We start from the raw sequence: 19277 nt of genomic DNA, 5'->3' as shown, positions 1-19277 counted from the left end.
TGGCAGGCATGATCGGAGTCCTCGCGCCATGACCGTCACCATGCCCCGCCCTGCCCTGTCCGTCCGCAATCCGCGCACGGGGCTGCTCGACGCGCAGATCCTTCCCGCCGATGCGGCGACGATAGACGCGCTTTCTTCGCAGCTTCGTGCCGCGCAGCCCGACTGGGAGGCGATCGGGCCCCAGGCGCGGGACGAATGCATGCGCGCGCTGGCCGATGCCATCGAGCGGAACGAAGCGGCGCTGCTGGCCGCGCTGGCTGCGGACACCGGACGGCTCGCATTGTCGCGCATGGAGATCGGCGCGGTCTGCGGCATGCTGCGGCGCTGGGCGGACATCGCACCGCAGCTCATGCCCGCAGGCGAAGCACGCCGGGCAAGCGCGAGCCCCGGTGTCGAGCTGGCCGGGCGATCGCTTCCCTATCCGCTGGTGGGGGCGATCAGCCCGTGGAACTTCCCTTTGCTGCTGGCGATGATCGATGCCGTGCCGGCGCTGGCCGCCGGCTGCGCGGTAATCGTCAAGCCGTCGGAGGTGACCCCCCGCTTCATCGCACCGCTCCGCGATGCGATCCGGCAGGTTCCCGCCATCGAAGCGGTGTGCGCCGTGATCGAGGGCGATGGCGCGACGGGCGCGGCCCTTGTCGGGGCGGTCGACTACCTGTGCTTCACCGGATCGGTCGCGACCGGTCGCAAAGTGGCGGAAACGGCGGCGCGGTCGCTGGTGCCGGTCAGCCTTGAACTCGGCGGCAAGGACCCGCTGGTCGTGCTGGCGGGAAGCGACCCGCGCACCGCGGCGCGCATCGCCCTGCGCGCAAGCTGCGCCAATGCCGGGCAGGCCTGCCAGTCGATCGAACACGTCATCGTCCACCGCTCGCTCGAGGCGGATTTCCTCGACGCGCTAGTTCGCGGGGCGGAGGAGGTCACGCTGAACGTCGGCGACATCGCGGACGGCACGATCGGCCCCTTCATCCACGCACCGCAAGCCGGGATCGTTCAGGCCCAGATCGACCAGGCGGTCGCGGCGGGCGCAAGCGTGCTGTGCGGCGGGACGGTCGAGATGATCGGCGGCGGGCATTGGCTGCGCCCGACGGTGCTGACCGGCTGCACCCGCGACATGGCCATCCTGCGCGAGGAGACCTTCGGGCCCGTAATGCCGGTCACCCCCTTCGACAGCGAGGACGAGGCGGCCGCGCTCGCCAATGCCGGCGACTTCGGCCTGTCGGCGGCGGTCATCGGACGGGACGCCGACAGCGCCCTGCGTTTTGCCCGCAGGATCGAGGCGGGCGCAGTGTCGATCATGGATGCCGGGCTGACGACATCGGTCTGGGATGCCGAGAAATCGGCATTCGGCATCAGCGGCATCGGGCCGTCGCGCATGGGTCCGGGCGGACTGCTGCGCTTCCTGCGGCGGCAGGCGTTCATCATCCAGACCGGCACGCCGCAGCCGCTCGCCGCCTATGGCGAGAACGCCCCGCCCGGCGGCTAGCGGGTGAGTTCGACCAGTTCGTACCAGGTCTGCATGTAGCCGCCGACACCCCCCTGCACGAAGATCGCATCGTCGTCCGCGGTCACCCACACGTCGTAATGCGGGTGCGTCGTCCCGCCCATGCCGCCGGCGCTTTCGTCGATGAACCGGAAATGCCGGGTCGCGAAGGTGCCGGCCGCCACCGTGACCGTCTCCTCGCCGAGGTATTCCAGATCGATCAGCACTTCGACCGCCATCGGCGGGGTCGCGCCGCGGTGGTCTGGCGACGGCAGGTAGGCGCGGATCGTGCGTCGATGGGGCCCGCGCGACAGGTCCATGCATTTCGTCATGTAGGCATCGGAGGCGACCGGGTGCGTGCCCAGGCCGTCGATCGCGCCGGCAAAGGGCAGGACCTGCGACAGGCGGCCGATCGACGGCCCTTCGCTCTCGCAGGACACGGTCCCGCCGTTTTCGTCCCGGCTGACGCTGAGCCAGCCCGAACCCATGTATGCGTCGCCGACGGTCAGGTGGACATGCAGGTTGCGCGGGCTGCCGTCGGGGCCGAGATGATAGATCACGTCGCGCAGCACCGTCGGCTCCGGCTCCTCGATCTCGCACTGTGCGCGAAAGATGCACGAACCGTCGCGGTGATGCGAGAAGGCGAACCATTCACGGCCACGCTCCTGGTCCAGCCTTTCGGGCTTTTTCGAGGTGTAGCGGATCTGGCCCCGGATCGATCGATGCTGCATCACGATTCCCGCAACTCCTTGCTCAGCACGTCCATCGCCTTGTCATCCGCCTTCATGGCCTCCGCCGCCTGCTGCACCCCGCGCATGATCCGCGCGATATAGGCCTTGGTCGCCACGCCCCGCTCCTGCGCCGCTTCGCGCGAAGGGCGCCAGGCATCGATCTCGGCGCGGTCGATCACGCCCTTGTCCTCAAGGATGCGTTCTAGCGTGTCGCCGCGCTGGCGCTGCACCGAAAGCTCGGCGGCGAGCGCCATGGTGATCGACATCAGCCGTTCCACCGCCGGGTCTTCGAAATATTGCGGGCGCTTGCCCTTGGCGCGCTTTCCGGCGCGGGCGATCCAGTCGATCTCTTCGGTCATCTTGATTTTCCGTTCTAACCGGGGTTCGGCCGAGGCCTCAGGCCGCCGCACCCTTCCATGCGCCATAGGCGTGCCAGAACGCGGCCCGGCCGTGATCCTCCTCGCCCTCCTTCGCCTGCGGGAAGACATCGGTATCGACGACCGCGCGCACGCCGGTGGTGAACAGGTCGTCCGGCGCAAATCCCGCGCCGGTCATCACCTCGGTCATGTCGAGCGCGTGCATTGCCGACCAGAACGGCTCGTTGTTGTTGAAAGCGTCCCAGTCGCGAATGAACTGTTCGTAGAGCGGCATTTCGTCGGTGTATTCGGGCTGCTCCAGATGAAGCATCAAGCCGCCCGGTTTCAGCACCCGGTACCCCTCGCCGACGATGCGCGGCAGGGCCTTGCCCGACAGTTCGTGCAGGAACATCGTGGTCTGCACCCAGTCAAAGCTTTCGTCGGCAAAGGCGGACATGTCCTCCGCATTCATCTGGCGGAACGTGATGTTGCGCGCGCCCAGCGCCATCGCGCGAGCATGGGCATAGCGCAGCGACGGGGCGGCGGTGTCGATGGCGATCACTTCCGCGTCGGGAAAGGCGAGCGCGATCGGCACGATCGAATGGCCGACGGTGCAGCCGATGTCGAGAATGCGGCGCGGCTGCCATTCGGGACGCTGCTTCCGGGCCCATTCGGCCAGCGCCTGCCCGCCGCCGTCGGACAGGGCGCCCATGCCACCGGCGGTGGTGGCAAAGATGCCGCAGTCGTAGTTGGCGCCCGCCGACACGTCTCCGGGCCGTTCCTCGCCGTGGTAGCTGCCCGGCATGCAATGGATGTCGACCGCCGCCTGATAGCGCGGCACGTCGACGGCAGGGTCGAGTTGCAGCGTGTCGCGGCCTTCGTTGTACTGGCGGGCCTTCGCATCCAGTTCGTCGAGCTGGCGCAACACGATCTGGCGTCCGTTGTGCTGGCGCATTTCCATCGAGTTGCGCTTCATCGCCGACCAGAACCGGTGGAACGGATCGCGATTCATCGCGTGCCGGATCTCGAAACGGTCGACCGGGTCGCGGCCATGTTCGGCCCGGAAGGCCGGCAGCACGCGGGTTTCGTAGGCGCGCCTGTTGCCCACGCCGACACCGGCCAGATAGCGGTTCAGGTTGGCGAGGAAATCGAAGCGCGCCGCCTCGTCATGGTCGGCATCGGGAAACATCGGGTGGCGCGAAACCGCCGTGTAGGGCGGCGGGACGTCGTGCTTCATATCAGGCCCTCCTTGGCCAGGCGCTCGATGACTTCGGCCTGCACCCGGGCGAAGTGATCGCGTTCGGGAACGATGACCGCGCCTGCCTCGTCCAGCAAGCTGTCGGCGCGCTGTATCTGCGTGGCGGAATAGACGGGAACGAACAGCTCGGTCCGCTGCCGCGAAAGCTGGTTGGTCATGCCGGGCTTGCGGCGCTGGGCGCGCAGGGCGGCGATGTCGATGTCGGCAAAGGCGGTGAAGGTCTCTCCCGCTCCCGCCTCGGCCAGGACATGCCCCCGGTAATCCACCACTGCCGAATGCCCGTCGGCAGAGGCCAGCGGCATCGCGGTGCCGGCGATCCCGGCGGTGTTCGCCGAGACGACGTAGGCGCAGTTCTCGAAAGCGCGGGCGCGGCGGGCGATGACCTTGGGCGTGGCCAGCGGGGACCCGATCTCGGACGAGGAATGGACGAAGATCTCCGCCCCGCGCAAGGCATGGGCGCGCGCGATTTCGGGATAGAGGATTTCTTCCGACGCGATCGCCGCGATCCGGCCGATCGGGGTGTCCGCCACGGGAAACACCCCGTCGATGCCATGGATGTCGAGATACTTCGACCAGACGTCGTGCGGCGTCGGCGCGAACATCGAGTTGAGCCGGCGATAGCGCAGCACGACCTCGCCCGTCGGCGCGACGACGAAGCTGGTCTGGAAATAGATGCCGGGAAAATGCCGGTCGCGTTCGTAGAGATTGCCGGCGAGAAACACCGCACGTTCCGCCGCTACCCGGCCCAGCGCGGCATATTCCGGCCCATCGATGTCGACGGCGGCCACCGCGGCGAAATCCGCGACCGATACGCGCGCCGGATAGCTGGTAAAGAGGTATTCGGGCAGGACCACCAGCCGCACCGGGCAGCCGCCGTACTGTGCGACGAAGCCGGCCGATGCCGCGAGCCTGCGGTCCATCTCCGCGATTCCCGCAAGGATGTGCGCCGATGCCACACCCCGGTCGGTCAGCCGGTCGAGCGCCCGCGCCGTCAGTTGCAGCGCGATCGCGGCATAGGGCGCAGGATCGGTCATCGCGGCCCGTTCTTCACCCGCGCCGGATCACAGGCCCAGTACGCCGGGGTTCATCCGGCCATCGGGATCGACGGCCTGCTTTACTGCGCCGAGAATCGCCCACGTGGCGGGATCGCTGCGCGGTTCGAGCGGATAGGCGCGCCCGATCTGGAAATGCACCGCGTCCTGTTCGGCGAACAGGGCGATCAGGCGCGCGCGCAGGGTCTCGACCAGCGCCCGCGCCTCGGCATTGGCGGGGAACCGCGTCAGCTTGGCCAGGTGTGCCGGTTCGAGCGAGCGTTCGTGAATGGCGGTCATCGCGTCGGGCCAGAAGAACACCGGCTCGATCAGGAACCCGGTCGGGCCCGCGGTCATGAACAAGTAGCCCGCGCCGATGTCCAGCCGCTCCATCGCGTCGGCATGTTCGGCATAGAGCGCGACGATGGCGTTCAGCGTCGCGAGGGCGCGGCCATGCCGCACCACCCCGTGCACCGGCACCCAGCGTTCGCCCGACGGGCCGACCATCGAATTGACCGGGGGAAAGGGATTGGCGCGCATGATCTTCGGAATGGTGTTCTCCACCTCCCGCCCGCCGGACCGTGCGACGATCGCGCGGATTTCCGCCAGATCGGCATCGGCAGCCGCCTGGTTGCGCCCTTCGCAGATGGTGTGCACCGAAAATCCCGCATCGTCGAGGAACGAGCGGCCCGCGGCGACGACCTTGGCGCCCTCCTTGATGCCCTTCCAGAAGCCGCCCTGCGACTTCATCATGCCGACCAGCGACTTCGCGTCCTTGACCAAGCTGTCGCGCTTCATCCGCTGCGCCTGGAGGAACGGGTCGAATCCGAAGCACTCGGTGGCGAGGCCGGCGCGGGCGATGGCGCTGCTCGCGCTCATGAACCCTTCGGCGCTGTCGAAGGCGAAGCTGCCATAGGCGAAGGCCTTCGCTTCCGCGATCAGCGGCATGGTCACCCGGGCCTTGATGCCGAAAGCGCCGCAATCGCCGCCGAACAGGCCGGTCACGTCGGGGCCGAAGGGGCGGAAGCCCTCGTGCCCGGTGCGCATGATGCGGCCGTCCGCCAAAACGACGTCGAGGCTCAGCACCGATGGTGCGATGGTCCCGCGCCCGGCGCCCCAGAACACGCCGTTCTGGCTCACCCCGCCGCCGATCTGCGCCTTCGTTCCCGACAGCGTGCCCCAAAGCGGGGTGCGCAGGCCGCGCGGATGAAGTTCGCGGTAAAGCGCCTCCCACGTGCAGCCCGCCTCTACCGTGACGGTCATGTCCTCTTCGTCGACCGCCACGATTCGATCGAGCGCGGACAGATCGACGACGAGCGCGCCCTCCTGCGCGGGCAGGTAGCCCGAGGTGTAGCTCATCCCGCCGCCGCGCGGCACGATCGCAAGCCCGGGCGCGGCGGCGATTGCCACCCCGCGCGACAGAGCCTCCACCGTGTCGGGCCGGAAGATCGCCTTCGGCACCGCGCCCAGCGAAAACACGTCCTGTCCGGCAAAGGCCAGTTCCTGCGGATCGGTGACGACCTTGCCCGGCCCGGCTTCGAGCAAGGCGTCGGTCAGCGAAGGATCGTCAAGCACGGGGTTCATCGGTCACTCCAAGATCGGGATAGCGGCCCATCAGCAGCAACAGCGCGCCGCCCACCGCGAAAAGACCCGCCGCCGTCATCAGCATCAGGTCGTAGCTTCCTGTCGCATCGCGCACCGCGCCGTACAGGATCGGCGAGAAGCCCGAGCCGATCCCGAACGGCATGTAGAGCGTACCGTAGATCCGCCCGTAATGCCGCATGCCGAAATAGCGCGCGGCGAGATAGGCGATGACGTCGGATTCGGCACCCGCTGCAAAGCCCAGCATGAAGCCGCCGGCCATGATGAGCGGCAGGTTGCTGTCGGTGCCCATCAGCATGAAGGCGGCACCGGCGGGCAGCAGCATGGCAAGGAACGCGACGACGGGAGCCCAGAAGCGATCGAACAGCAAGCCGACCAGCACGCGGCCCGCAAAGATGCCCATCGCCACCACGGACAGAACCGTGGCCGCGTCGGCCGGGGCGAAGCCGTGCAGGCCGACGATCTGCGCCATGTGGATATGCGCGCCGCCATAGGCGACGGAAATCAGAGAGGTTGAGGCGATCAGCACCCAGAACCGATAACCGCGCGCCGCCTCTCGCAGCGAAAGGCCGGGCAGGCTGCCGTCGGCGGCGGCAAGGCCGACGGGCCGTTCCTCGGGTCGCGGCTCGCGAAACCAGGCGAGGGCCACGGGAAGCGCCAGCAGCAGGGGGAACAGGGCCACGACCGGAAAGGCAAGACGCCAGCCGCCCGCATCGATGGCGCGCGTCGCGACTTGCGGCACGACCAGCGCGGCAAGGCTCGTGCCGAGCAGCATGATGCCAAGGGCAAGGCCGCGATTGCGCGAAAACCACATCGAGACCGCGCGGCTCCACGTCACCGGCGTCGAGCCGATCGCCACCAGCGACAACAGGAACCACATGCCGTACCACCCCATCAGGCTGGCGGGCGTGAAGTAGAACGCGGCGAAGATTACCCCGAAAGCCGCGAGCGAGGCCAGCGCCACGCGCCTGACACCCAGCCGGTCGGCCATTGCGCCGTAGACCGGGGCCAGCAGCGGGGCGACCACCCCGAAGATCAGCATCGCGGCGCTGATCTCGGCGAAGTCCCAGCCGTATTCGGCGTTGATCGGCCCCATGACGAGGGGCAGGACGTTGAAAGGCAGCGGCGATGCGCCGCAGGCCACGCCCACGAGCGCTGCGGCCAGAACCTTGCCGCCGTGGCGGAATTCGGACGGCGAGGTCCTGGTTTGGGTCATGCGATCCGGACCTCCGGTCAGAATTCGCGGCGCAGGCGGGCCATCCACGTGCGCGGCGCGTTGAGGTAGCTCCAGCCCAGGTAGCTCTGGACGAAGGAGTCGTTGAAGCAGTTGGAGCAGGTCAGCGAAAGCGACCAGTCCCGATCCTGCGTGGCCAGCGTCAGGCCCGCGTTAACCTGCCACGCCGCCGCGCTGTAGGATCCGACGATGAAGTCTCCGCCCTGCGGATTGGCGGGGTAGGTGCCGTTCGTGCCGGTGACGCTGCCGCTGTAGATCGTGAGGTTGCCGGTCTGCACTTCCTGCTTGGAATGCCACGAGGCGGCGACCGATGGCGTCAGCGTCAGGTTGTTGCCCAGCATCGCCTCGTAGCTGCCGCCGAACGATAGGGTCCAGTCCGGGGTGCGGACCGGCTCGGCGATGTCGCCGTTGGGCGTGACGATGCCCGCGCCGCAGAAGCCGGTGGTGCCGGTGCCGCCGCCGACCGCGCCGCCGGCGATGGCCGCTTGGCACAGCGCCTGCTGCGCGCCGACCGAACGGGTGCCATATTCGTCGAATTCGGGGGCGTCGTAATCGATGATGTACTTGTCGTCCTGGTACCCGCCGTTGAAGAACAGGTTCAGCCCGTCGATCGGCGCGAAGGTCAGTTCCAGCTCCGCGCCGCGATTGCGATAATCGGCGAAATTGCGGGTAATGAAGGTGACCGAGCCCGAGGCGTTGATGACGCCCGACGGAGTCTGCAGGTCGCTGACATCCATCCAGTAGAGCGTCAGGTTCGCGCGCAACTTGCGATCGAACAGCTCGGACTTGATGCCGGCCTCGTAGCTCCAGACCTTTTCGGGATCGAAGGGCAGCGCCTGCGTCGGCGAGGAGACGCGGGCCGCCCAGCCGCCCGACTTGAAGCCGCGCGTCGCGCTGGCGAAGAGCAGGACGTCGGGGTTCGCCTTGAAATTGACGGCGAAGCGCGGGGTCCAGATCTTCGTCTTCAGCTCGGTCGGGATCGCCTCGCCGTTGGGCGCGTAGAGGTTGGCGGTGTCGAGGCAGTTGGCGGGCAGCGGCGTGACTTGGCACTGGGCCCGGTTGTCGCTGAAGTCGATCTTCTTGGTCTCGTCGGTGTAACGTACGCCCGCGGTCAGCTTGAGCCGGTCGGTGACGTTGAAATCACCCTGCACGTAGCCGGCGATCGCCTCGGTCGAATTGCGCAGGGTTCGGTCTGCCAACAGCAGCGCGCTCGTGGTGCTGAGCCCGAAGATGTCGGCAAAGTCGGAGTAGTTCTTCTCCTTGATGTAGTAGATGCCGGTCGTGTAGTCGACCAGCCCGTCGGCGAGGCTCCCGCTCAGCTTGGCTTCCTGGCTGAACTGGTCCGCATAGCTGTCGTTGGCGATCACGAAGCCGCCGAACTCCGCGCCGCGAACGGCGGGATAGGGATTCGACAGGCTCGGCGCGCCGCTGCCGTCGTAGAAGTCCAGCGCGTACTGCTGTTCCTGCCGGACGTAACCGGTGATCAGCGACAGCGTGGCGCTGCGCGAGACATCGAAATCGAACTTGCCGATGACGATGTCGCTCTGCGTCTTGTTGCCCAGCGCGAAGTCGGCCTTGCGGCCAGTCACCGTCACCGGATAGTCCGGCGCCTGCGCCGTGGTCATCCCGCTCGAGATGAAGCGACCGTTGCAATCAGTGGGATCGGCGCGATTGCATTCGAAATTGACGAGGTTCTCGCCGTTGGCGACGATGTGCGAGTACGACCCGCTGAACCGGGCCCAGTCGGCCATCTCGCCACGCAGGCCGAGCCGCGCGCCCCAGCCGTCATCATCGTTCAGCCGCTCACCGGTCGTGACGTTCTTGGCGTAGCCGTCGTCGTCCTGCCAGTAGCCGCTGATCTTTATGGCGAAGCTGTCGGCAAGCGGCAGGTCGATCGAGCCGCGCGCCAGTTTCTTGTCGAATGCGCCATAGCCGACTTCCGCAAAACCGCCGATACGGCCGAAATCGGGCTGCGCCATGACGACGCTGACCGCGCCGCCGGTGGTGTTGCGTCCGAACAGCGTGCCCTGCGGGCCGCGCAGCACTTCGACCCGCTCAACATCGAACAGGCTGAGGTTGTTGGCGTTCTGCCGCGACAGGTAGATTTCGTCGACATAGACGCCGACCGGCGGATCGAAGGTCGGGATCGTTTCCGAGTTGCCAAGCCCGCGCAGGAAGAAGGAGTTCGCCGAACCCAGGCCGGTGTTGTTGTTGGCGATCATGTTCGGGACGAACTGCGACACCTCGAGGGTGTTGGTGATGCCCTGTTTGGCCAGCTGGTCGGGCGAGAAGGCGGAAACCGCGATCGGCACGTCCTGCATGCTTTCCTCGCGCCGCTGCGCGGTGACGACGATCTCGTCCAGGCCGCCCGAAGTGGTGTCGGAGGAGACGGAGGCGTCCGCCGGGCGCGGATCAGACGCGTCCTGCGCCAGCGCCGGAACCGATGTCATGATGGCGACGAGCGCCGAGCTTGCTGCAAGGTAGGTCAGTCTCATGGGGCTACTCCCTGGTTCCTCGGGTTGGACACCGCTTGGCGCGTTTTTATTTGTCCAGACAAATCTGTCACATTCTCGACGCGAGTCAAGCGGTTCATTGCAACACCCTAGATTGGCCGCGACGAGCGCGTTGCCAACACGACAAATCACCTTGGCGCCCTCGCGATTACCGCCTCATGTCTTTGTTTTAATGTGTGAAAATGGAAGGTTTCGCCCCTCCCATGAACCTGTCCGCTTGACGGAGAGCGGGCGATTGTCCACCATATTTGTCTTGACCTCCCGCTAATGTCCGGACAAATATTTGCCAAAGCGTGAGAGGTTGGCATGACAATTCTGTCGCCAGATCGCCGCGCCGGTCAATCACCTCGCGGCAAAGGCCGCCGATGCATCAGGCAGGGGTTCATGAACACGTCCTTCCAGTCGCTTCTTTTTGTCCCCGGTAACCGCCCCGACCGCTTCGCGAAGGCGTTCGCGAGCGAGGCGGACTGCGTCTGCATCGACCTCGAGGACGCGATCCCCGCCAATGCCAAGGATGATGCGCGCGGCGCGGCGCTGGCCGCAGCGGCGACGGCGGCGCGGTGCCTTGCGATCCGCATCAACCCGGTGACGACTCGCGCCGGCCTCGCCGATCTGCTGGCCCTCGCAGCGGCGGATGTCCGGCCAGCGGTCATCCTCGTGCCGATGGTGGAGGATGCGGCGGAAGTGGCTATCGTCCGCCGCGTGCTGGCCGATCCGCAAGTCACGCTGGTGCCGCTGGTCGAAACCGTGCGCGGGCTCGACAACGCGGGCGCCATCGCGGCCGATCCGGCGGTGGGCACGGTGATGTTCGGTGGCGGCGATTTCTCGGCCGAGATCGGCGTCGCGCTCGAATGGACGCCGCTGCTGGCCGCGAGGTCGCGGCTGGTCATGGCCTGCGCCTCGCAGGGCAAGGGTGTGCTCGACGTGCCGTTCATCCGCATGGACGATGCCGAAGGCCTCGCCCGCGAATGCGAGATGGCCCGCGATCTCGGCTTCACCGCCAAGGCGGCGATCCACCCGGCGCAGATCGCGGCCATCCACGCCGCGTTCCGCCCCGCCCCGGCGGACGTGGAAGAGGCCGAGGCGGCCGTCGCCGCCTATGCCGAGGCAGGTGGCGGCGCGGTGCGCTTTCGCGGCAAGATGCTCGAGGCGCCGGTGATGGCCCGGTACAGACAGATTCTGGCTTTGAAGGAAAAGACCAATGCGTGAAGGTGCAATCGAAGTCGCCCCCGGCCGCTACCGCGAGACCTACGGGCGCTATTACGAGGAATTCAACGTCGGTGACGTGTACGAGCACCGGCCCGGCCGCACGATCACCCAGAACGACAACATCTGGTTCAGCCTGCTGACGATGAACCAGCACCCCGCGCACTGCGACGAAGCGTTCGCCGCCAGGACCGAGTTCGGCAAATGCATCGTGGCGTCGCCGCTGACGGTGGCGATCATGACCGGGCAGAGCGTGTCCGACGTCAGCCAGAAATCGGTCGCGAACTTGGGCTGGAACGACATCAAGATGGTCAAGCCGGTGTTCGCCGGCGACACGATCTTTTCGGAGACCGAAGTCCTGTCGAAGCGCGAAAGCGCCAAGCGTCCCGAACAGGGCATCGTGACCATTAAGACCATCGGCAAGAACCAGCACGGCGAAGTCGTCTGCACGTTCGAGCGGGTGATGCTCATCTGGAAGCGGGGCTTCGGCCCGATGGAAGCCTGAGGACCAAGACGATGACCGGCACTGCCCGCGACCTGCTCGACCCCGAAGAAGAAGCCGCGCTGCTGGCCGGCATCGACAAGTGGGTCGAGAAGGAACTGACCCCGCAGATCGTGATGAAGCACGACCACGAGGACATCTGGCCCGCCGAACTGGTGGAACAGATGGCCGAGATGGGCCTGTTCGGCGCCACCATCGGCACCGAGTACGGCGGCCTGGGCCTGCCGGCATCGACGTATTCCAAGATCGTGATGAAGCTGTCGTCGCACTGGATGGCGCTGACCGGCATCTTCAACTCGCACCTGATCATGGCCGCGGCGGTCGAACGCTTCGGAACCGAGGAGCAGAAGCAGACGTGGCTGCCGCGCTTCGCCAACGGCGAAATCCGCGGTGGCCTCGGCCTGACCGAACCGGGCGCGGGCACCGACCTTCAGGCGATCCGCACGGTGGCGCGCCGCGATGGCGACGACTACGTCATCAACGGCACGAAGACGTGGATTTCCAATTCGCTCAACGGCTCGTGCTTTGCCGTGCTGGTCAAGACCGATCCCGCCGCCGAGCCGCGCTACAAGGGCATGAGCTTCTTCATCTGCGACAAGCACGAAGGGCTGAGCACCGGCAAGAAGTTCGACAAGCTGGGCTACAAGGGCATCGACAGCGCCGAGCTGGTGTTCGAGGACTATCGCGTGCCGGCGGACCAGCTGATCGGCGGGGTCGAGGGGCAGGGCTTCTTCCAGGCGACGGGCGGGCTGGAACTGGGCCGCATCAACGTCGCGGCGCGCGGCGTCGGCATCGCCGAGGGCTCGCTGCGCCTCGCCACCCAGTACGCGCAGGAGCGCGAGACGATGGGCAAGCCGATCGCCCAGCATCAGGCCATCCAGCTCAAGCTGGGCGAAATGGTGACCCGCGCCCGCGCCGCCCGGCTACTGACGCTGGACGCCGCCGCGGCCTATGACCGGGGCGAGCGCTGCGACATGGAGGCCGGCATGGCGAAATATTTCGCCAGCGAGGCCGGAGCCACCAATTCGCAGGAGGCTATGCGCATCTTCGGAGGCTATTCCTATTCCAAGGAATACGAGATCGAACGCTATTACCGCGACGCCATGCTGATGTGCATCGGCGAAGGGACCAACGAGATGCAGCGCATGATCATTTCCAGGCAGTGGGTGAAGCGGAACCCGGCATGAGCCAAGCCGCTGCCTCCGCGCGCCCCCTCCCCCTCGCAGGCCTGCGCATCATCTCGATGGAGCAGTATGGCGCGGGGCCATACGGCACGATGCACCTTGCCCAGCTTGGCGCCGAGGTCATCAAGATCGAGCCCCCGCGCAAGAACGGCAAGGGCGGCGGCGACACCGCCCGCGCCGTGGGGCCGCATTTCCTGCGCAAGGACGAGAGCCTTTATTTCCAGGCCTTCAACCTCAACAAGAAATCGCTGACGCTCGACCTGAACAGCGCGGACGGCCAGGCCGTGCTCCACAAGCTTGCGGCGACTTCGCACGCGGTGGTCAACAACCTGCGCGGCGACCTGCCCGAACGACTCGGCGTCACTTACGGCGCGCTGAAATGCGTGAACCCCGCGCTGGTCTGCGCGCACCTGTCCGCCTATGGCCGCGACAACGAACGGGCCAAGTGGCCGGGCTACGACTACCTGATGCAGGCCGAGGCCGGCTACTGCATGCTGACCGGCGACCCGGACGGCGAGCCTCAGCGCATGGGCCTGTCGATGGTCGATTTCATGACCGGATCGATCTGGGCGATCGGCGTCGTCGCGGCGATGCTCGACGCGCAGCGCACCGGCCTTGGCCGCGATGTCGATACCGACCTTCTGTCGGCGGCGGTCCACCAGACCAGCTACCCCGCGCTCTGGTACATGAACGAGGGCGACGTCACCGGACGCACCCCGCGATCGGCGCACCCTTCCGCGACGCCGAGCCAGATGTTCCGGGCGAAGGACGGCTGGATGTTCGTCATGTGCCAGTTGCCCAAGTTCTGGGATGTGCTGATGACCGCGATGGCGCGCCCCGATATCGCCGGCGACCCGCGCTTTGCCACCAACGCCGACCGCCTCGCCAATCGCGATGCGCTGACGCAGGTGCTCGACGACGCCTTTTCGGAGCAACCGGTCGCCTACTGGCACGAACTGCTGGCGGGCAAGGTGCCGGTCGCCCCGGTCAACGGGCTCGACCAGGCGATGGACAATCCGTGGCTCGAAACCATCGGCATGCGCGATACCGTCGACCATCCCGACCGGCCCGGGCTGCATGTTCTCGCCAGCCCGATCAAGCTCGACGGCGAGCGGCTGCCCAACCGGGCCGCGCCGCTGCTCGGTGCCGATGCCGACGATATCCTCGCCGAACTGGGCTACGATGCCGCCGCGCGCGAGGATCTCGCCGCCCGGGGCGTGACATGACGAACCGGCTCGAGGGTATCCGGGTCGTCGACCTGACCCAGTTCCTGCCCGGCCCGGCGATGACCGGGATGCTGGCCGACCAGGGCGCCGAAGTCATCAAGGTCGAGCCGCCCGCGGGCGATCCGGTTCGTGCGATGGCCCCGTTCGAAAACGGGCAATCGGTCTGGTTCGCAAATCTCAATCGCGGCAAGCGGTCGGTCGTGCTGGATCTGAAGGCCGAGGCGGGCAAGGCCGTGCTTCGCGATCTGATCGAGGGCGCCGACGTCTTCGTCGAAAGCTTCCGGCCCGGGGTGATGGCGCGTCTCGGGTTCGACTATGCCGCGGTGCGGGCGATCAATCCGCGCATCGTCTACTGCTCGATCTCCGCCTTCGGACAGGACGGCCCCCTCGCCTCGCACGCGGCGCACGACATCGCGGTAGAGGCGCTGAGCGGCTTTCTCTCGGTCAACGACGGGCCCGACGGCACGCCCGTGGTGCCCGGCGTTCCCGCGGCGGACATGGCCGCGGGGCTGACCGCACTGGCCGCCGTGCTGGGGGCGCTACTGGGCCGCGAGAAGACGGGCGTGGGCGAATATCTCGACATCGCGATGTTCGATGCGATGCTGCCGTGGTGCGCGCATATCGCCGGTGAGGCGCTGGGCGGCGGGGCCAGCCCGCGCTCGGCGACGCAGCGTTCGCTGGGCGGGGCGGCATTCTATCAGGTCTATACCACCGCCGACGATCGCCATGTCGTACTGGGCGGGCGGGAGCCGAAATTCGCCAAGGCGCTGCTCGAGGCGCTGGGCCGATCCGATCTCCTGCCGCTGGCGCTTGGCGAGGCGGGACCGGACCAGCAGATCCTGATCGATTTCCTGCGCTCGACGTTTCTCACTCGCACGCGCGACGAATGGGACGCGTTCATGCACCAGATCGATGTGGCCTATGCCCCCGTCCTCGATTTCACCGAGGCTTTCGCCCAACCGCAGATCGCGCACCGCCATCTCCTGGCGAAGGCCGATGGCCGCCACCACATCGCCCCGCCGTTCGGTCAGGGCAAGGACTGGCAACCCGGCCCGGTCCCGGAACTGGGCGACGCCCTGTCGGATAAAGATCTGCAGGACCACGCCTGAATGACGGCGACGGCCCGGATCCTCGATTTCGCCGCGGCGGCCCACCGACTGGGCCCGAGTGTCGCGGATGATACCCGCCGCCTCGTGGCCGATACGCTCGCGGTTGCCGCGGCCGGAACCGCCGCTCCGGGCTACGAAGGCGTCCTGGGCGTGGCGCGCCAGTGGGGAACGGGGTCAGAGGCCCGCCTGGTCGGGCGCGCAGATCGCCTGCCGGCCGGGGCCGCCGCCTACGTCAACTGCTTCGCCGCCCATGCGCTCGAATGGGATGCGGTCCACGAAGGGGCTGTCGTCCATGCCATGACGGCGGTGGTCCCGGCGGTGATGGCGGTGCTCGATCGGCGTGCCGCCAACGGCCTGCCGCGGACCGAGGAGGCCGACGTGCTGGCCGCGATCGCGGTCGGCGTCGATGTCGCTGCCGGCCTCGGCCTCGCGGCGACAAGCGCGCTGAGCTTCTTCCGCCCGGCCGTCACCGGCATCTACGGCGCGGCGCTCGCCGTCGCCCGGATCGAAGGACTGCCGCAGGCGATGTTCGCCGACGTCCTCGGCATGGCCCATGCCCATGCGGCGGGCACGATGCAGGCTCATACCGAAGGCTCCATCGCGCTGCCCCTGCAATTCGCCAATGCCGCGCGCAGCGCCGTTCACGCGGTCGATCTCGTCCGCCACGGGCTGACCGCCGCGCACGACGTGCTCGATGGACCGTTTGGCCATTTCAGCCTGTTCGATCGCGGCACGGCGGCGACCTACGCCGACCGGATCGGCACGCCATGGCTGATCGGCGAGATCAGCACGAAACCTTTCCCCTCCGGCCGCGCCAGCCATGCCGCGCTGGCCGCGCTTCGGCCCTTCGCCGGTCAGGACGTCGCCGCCGTCGAGGTGCAGGTCCCGCCCCTTATCGGGCATCTCGTCGGCCGTGTGGCCCATGCCGGCATGGCCGCCTCGCACGCGAGACTGTGCCTGCCGTTCCTGGCCGCGATGATGCTGCGCGACGGGGCGATCGACCCGCTGCGGTTCGACCCCGCTGGCCTGTCTGACGCGGCACTGCTGGCCTTGGCGGAAAGAGTGACGGTCGTTGTCGACGGCAATCCCGATCCCAACGCAATGTCGCCGCAGCGGGTCATCGTCACCATGGCCGACGGCACGATCCACGACATCGCGGTGCCCGCCACCCTCGGCTCGCCGAAGGCCCCGCTCGACCCCGCGGCGCAGCAGGCGAAGCGCGACCAGTGCCGCGCGCTTGCCCCCGACGCGACCGACCCGCGCCTTTTCGCGGCGCCCATCGACTACCTGCTGGACCTGACATGACCCACCCTACCTATTTCGAGAGCTTCGACATCCGGCAGGTCCTGTCCGATCACCCGCTGGGCACGCCCTTTACCGACCGGTTCGGCGGGATCAGCCGCGACGCGATGTTCGCGATGCAGGACGCACAGTTCCGCAAGGTCATGGCGCGGGGCTGGGAGATTCCCTTCTACCGCCGGTTATGGGGTGCGCAGGGCATCGAACCCGGCGACATCGCGGGCCTGGCCGACATCGCAAAGCTGCCCGTCTATGACAAGAGCGACCTCATGGCATCGCTCGCCGAACATGGCCCGCTGGGCGATTTCACCGGTATGGACAGCTTCGGCGGGGGCGGTGCGGCGCGCCCACCGGTGGTTTTGCACACCACCAGCGGCACCACCGGTCGCCCGCAACCGCTGATGTTCGGGCCGAAGGGCCGCGAAGTCATCAACCTCCTGGTCGGGCGCATCTATCGCTGGCTGGGGGTCGGCGCGGACGACGTGATCCATTCGGTCTACGGCCATGGCATGATCAACGGCGGCCACTTCATCCGCGAGGCGGCGCTGCATTTCACCAACGCGCTGTTCCTGCCCGCCGGCACGGGGATCGAGACCCGGTCGGTACAGCAGGTCCGGCTGATGGCCGACTTCGGCGTCACCACCCTCGTCGGCTTCGGCGACTATGTCCGCAAGCTGGCGCAAGTGGCCGAGGCGGAGGGTGTGCTCGATCGCATTCCGATGCGCCTCCTCATCGGGCATCTCGGCTCGGACGAGCGGGCCCTGCTGGAACAGGCCTGGGGCGGCGCGAAGGCCTACGACTGGTACGGCGTGGGCGATACCGGCCCGATCGCCGCCGAAGGGCCGTCGCGCGACGGCTTGCACGTGTTCGAGGATGCGCATTACCTCGAACTGCTCGATATCGACAGCGGCGCGCCGGTCGGCATGGGCGCGACCGGCGACATGGTCGTCACTTGCCTGTTCAAGGACGACATCGCGCCGTGCATCCGGTTCAACACCCATGACGTCACGCACGAACTGGGCATGGGCGGGGACGTTGCCCTGCGCCGCATCGCCGGGTTCAGGGGGCGCAGCGACAACATGGTGAAGCTGCGCGGGATCAACGTCTTTCCGCACGCGGTCGCGGGGCTGATCGACGGTCGCGCGGACCTCACCGGCGAATACGTCTGCCGCCTGCGTCGCGACGGGGCGGGGCGCGAGGAAATGCAGGTCACGCTCGAATCGCGCGGCGGCAGCGATCTTGCCGAATTGGCCGAGGCGCTGCGCCGCGGGCTGGGCGTGGAAGTCGCCGTGGTGCTTTGCGAACCGGGCGGAACCGCGGCCCATACCCAGGTCGAGACCCGCCAAAAGCCGATCCGCCTGATCGACGAACGCGGATGATCGATCTGGCCACCCTGAAGGCGCGCGACGCCGCCACCCACGCCTTCAACGCGTGGGACGACGCTGCGGCGTTCGGCACGGGGCCGCTGGCCGGCACGACCGCCGGGATCAAGGCGAACATCGCCGTCGCGGGCCTGCCGTGGACGGCGGGCATGGGCCACCGCCAGGACGTGATCGCGACGGAAGACGCGCCGGCCGTGGCCCGCCTGCGCGCGGGAGGCGCGGCGATCCTGGGCACGCTAAACATGCATGAAGCGGCGCTAGGGGCGACAACGGCGAACCCCTTCACCGGCACGACGCAGAACCCGCACCGCATCGGCCACACGCCCGGCGGCTCCTCTGGCGGCAGCGGCGCGGCGGTGGCGGCGGGCCTGTGCGATCTCGCGCTTGGCACCGATACACTCGGCTCGATCCGCATTCCGGCCGCATACAACGGGGTCTATGGCCTCAAGCCCACCCAGGGCCTGATCCCCGACGCGGGCGTCGTCGCGCTCGAGCCCGCGTTCGACTGCGTGGGGCCGCTTGCCCGCGACCTGTCGGTGATCGAGCGCGCGATGGCGGCGATGGCGCCGTCAGACCACCGGCGTCACGAACTTTCACGCGTTCTCGTCCTCAAGGATGGGGGCGGCGTCGCCTGCGAACCGGATGTCGCCGATGCGCACGCCCGCGCTATCGCGGCGATCGGCATGCCCGTGTCCGAAATCGCCCTGCCTGCCAAGGCATCCAGCATCAGGCTGGCCGGATTGCTACGCTGCACCGGTCACTTGCGCGCGGCGCTGGGTCCCTTGCTGGAGCGCGCCTCGCCGGATCTGCAACGCACGGTCGAGGCGATCGAGGGCAAGGCGATCGACAGCGCGCTGCCCGCGACCGTCGCCGACTGGCTGGTGTCCGCCCTTGGCGAGGATGGCTTGCTGGTCATGCCGACCACGCCGCATGCCGCCTTCGCGCATGGCACGCCCGCTCCCGCTTCGCAGGCCGATTTCACCGCGCTGGCCTCGCTCGCCGGGCTGCCCGCGCTCGCCGTGCCCTCCGGGCGCGATGCGCTCGGCCTGCCGGTCTCGGTCCAGCTTGTCGGCCCGGCACGCAGCGAGGCGGCGCTCATCGCGCTCGCCCGGCGGATCGAACCGGCGCTGGGCGGTGCCATCGTTCCCGAACCGACGCCCTGAC

At 67.9% G+C, this 19277-nt stretch carries 16 protein-coding genes; 9 read left to right on the top strand and 7 right to left on the bottom strand.

Features of this window, described 5'->3' with window-relative positions; genetic code table 11:
- Positions 1-28: 28 nt before the first annotated feature.
- The gene (locus J2X37_RS01705; protein WP_310017054.1) at positions 29-1483 is read left to right on the top strand and encodes an aldehyde dehydrogenase family protein; all 1455 of its coding nucleotides are present in this window, start codon (positions 29-31) and stop codon (positions 1481-1483) included.
- Here the strand turns inward: J2X37_RS01705 and J2X37_RS01700 are convergent.
- The 7 genes from J2X37_RS01700 to J2X37_RS01670 are packed head-to-tail and all read right to left on the bottom strand — an operon-like array spanning position 1480 to position 10187.
- Complete coding sequence (locus J2X37_RS01700) at positions 1480-2211, bottom strand: hypothetical protein (RefSeq protein WP_310017052.1); 732 nt, start codon at positions 2209-2211, stop codon at positions 1480-1482. The genes J2X37_RS01705 and J2X37_RS01700 overlap by 4 nt on opposite strands.
- On the bottom strand, positions 2211-2570 hold the full coding sequence (locus tag J2X37_RS01695; protein WP_310017050.1) for a hypothetical protein: 360 nt from the start codon (positions 2568-2570) through the stop codon (positions 2211-2213). Before J2X37_RS01695 ends, J2X37_RS01700 begins: the two co-directional genes overlap by 1 nt.
- 37 nt (positions 2571-2607) lie before the next feature.
- Positions 2608-3804 (bottom strand): class I SAM-dependent methyltransferase, encoded by a 1197-nt coding sequence (locus J2X37_RS01690; protein ID WP_310017048.1) that lies wholly within the window; start codon positions 3802-3804, stop codon positions 2608-2610.
- Positions 3801-4859: a nitrilase-related carbon-nitrogen hydrolase gene (locus J2X37_RS01685; RefSeq protein ID WP_310017046.1), complete on the bottom strand. Its 1059-nt coding sequence runs from the start codon at positions 4857-4859 to the stop codon at positions 3801-3803. Before J2X37_RS01685 ends, J2X37_RS01690 begins: the two co-directional genes overlap by 4 nt.
- Positions 4860-4886: 27 nt before the next feature.
- Positions 4887-6440, bottom strand: a complete 1554-nt coding sequence (locus J2X37_RS01680; RefSeq protein WP_310017044.1) for an FAD-binding oxidoreductase — start codon at positions 6438-6440, stop codon at positions 4887-4889.
- A complete protein-coding gene (locus J2X37_RS01675) occupies positions 6424-7674 on the bottom strand; it encodes an MFS transporter (RefSeq protein WP_310017042.1) in 1251 nt (416 codons plus the stop codon). The genes J2X37_RS01680 and J2X37_RS01675 overlap by 17 nt, the downstream gene beginning before the upstream one ends.
- Positions 7675-7691: 17 nt before the next feature.
- Positions 7692-10187 carry a TonB-dependent receptor domain-containing protein gene (locus J2X37_RS01670; RefSeq protein ID WP_310017040.1) on the bottom strand — a complete coding sequence of 832 codons (2496 nt, stop codon included), beginning with the start codon at positions 10185-10187 and terminating at the stop codon, positions 7692-7694.
- Positions 10188-10589: 402 nt separating this feature from the next.
- Between J2X37_RS01670 and J2X37_RS01665 the strand changes: the two genes are divergently transcribed.
- The 8 genes from J2X37_RS01665 to J2X37_RS01630 are packed head-to-tail and all read left to right on the top strand — an operon-like array spanning position 10590 to position 19276.
- Positions 10590-11414 carry a CoA ester lyase gene (locus J2X37_RS01665; RefSeq protein ID WP_310017038.1) on the top strand — a complete coding sequence of 275 codons (825 nt, stop codon included), beginning with the start codon at positions 10590-10592 and terminating at the stop codon, positions 11412-11414.
- The gene (locus J2X37_RS01660; protein ID WP_310017036.1) at positions 11407-11916 is read left to right on the top strand and encodes a MaoC family dehydratase; all 510 of its coding nucleotides are present in this window, start codon (positions 11407-11409) and stop codon (positions 11914-11916) included. Before J2X37_RS01665 ends, J2X37_RS01660 begins: the two co-directional genes overlap by 8 nt.
- An 11-nt stretch (positions 11917-11927) precedes the next feature.
- Complete coding sequence (locus tag J2X37_RS01655) at positions 11928-13100, top strand: acyl-CoA dehydrogenase family protein (protein ID WP_310017034.1); 1173 nt, start codon at positions 11928-11930, stop codon at positions 13098-13100.
- Positions 13097-14323, top strand: a complete 1227-nt coding sequence (locus tag J2X37_RS01650) for a CoA transferase (protein WP_310017031.1) — start codon at positions 13097-13099, stop codon at positions 14321-14323. Before J2X37_RS01655 ends, J2X37_RS01650 begins: the two co-directional genes overlap by 4 nt.
- Positions 14320-15432 (top strand): CoA transferase, encoded by a 1113-nt coding sequence (locus tag J2X37_RS01645; protein ID WP_310017029.1) that lies wholly within the window; start codon positions 14320-14322, stop codon positions 15430-15432. Before J2X37_RS01650 ends, J2X37_RS01645 begins: the two co-directional genes overlap by 4 nt.
- A complete protein-coding gene (locus J2X37_RS01640; protein WP_310017027.1) occupies positions 15433-16737 on the top strand; it encodes an MmgE/PrpD family protein in 1305 nt (434 codons plus the stop codon).
- On the top strand, positions 16734-18110 hold the full coding sequence (locus tag J2X37_RS01635; RefSeq protein ID WP_310017025.1) for a phenylacetate--CoA ligase family protein: 1377 nt from the start codon (positions 16734-16736) through the stop codon (positions 18108-18110). Before J2X37_RS01640 ends, J2X37_RS01635 begins: the two co-directional genes overlap by 4 nt.
- Positions 18107-19276 carry an amidase gene (locus J2X37_RS01630; protein ID WP_310017023.1) on the top strand — a complete coding sequence of 390 codons (1170 nt, stop codon included), beginning with the start codon at positions 18107-18109 and terminating at the stop codon, positions 19274-19276. The genes J2X37_RS01635 and J2X37_RS01630 overlap by 4 nt, the downstream gene beginning before the upstream one ends.
- Position 19277: the final 1 nt, after the last annotated feature.

It is taken from the genome of Croceicoccus sp. BE223 (assembly GCF_031457155.1).
Lineage (GTDB): Bacteria > Pseudomonadota > Alphaproteobacteria > Sphingomonadales > Sphingomonadaceae > Croceicoccus.
This window is presented reverse-complemented; position numbering and strand designations above follow the sequence as displayed.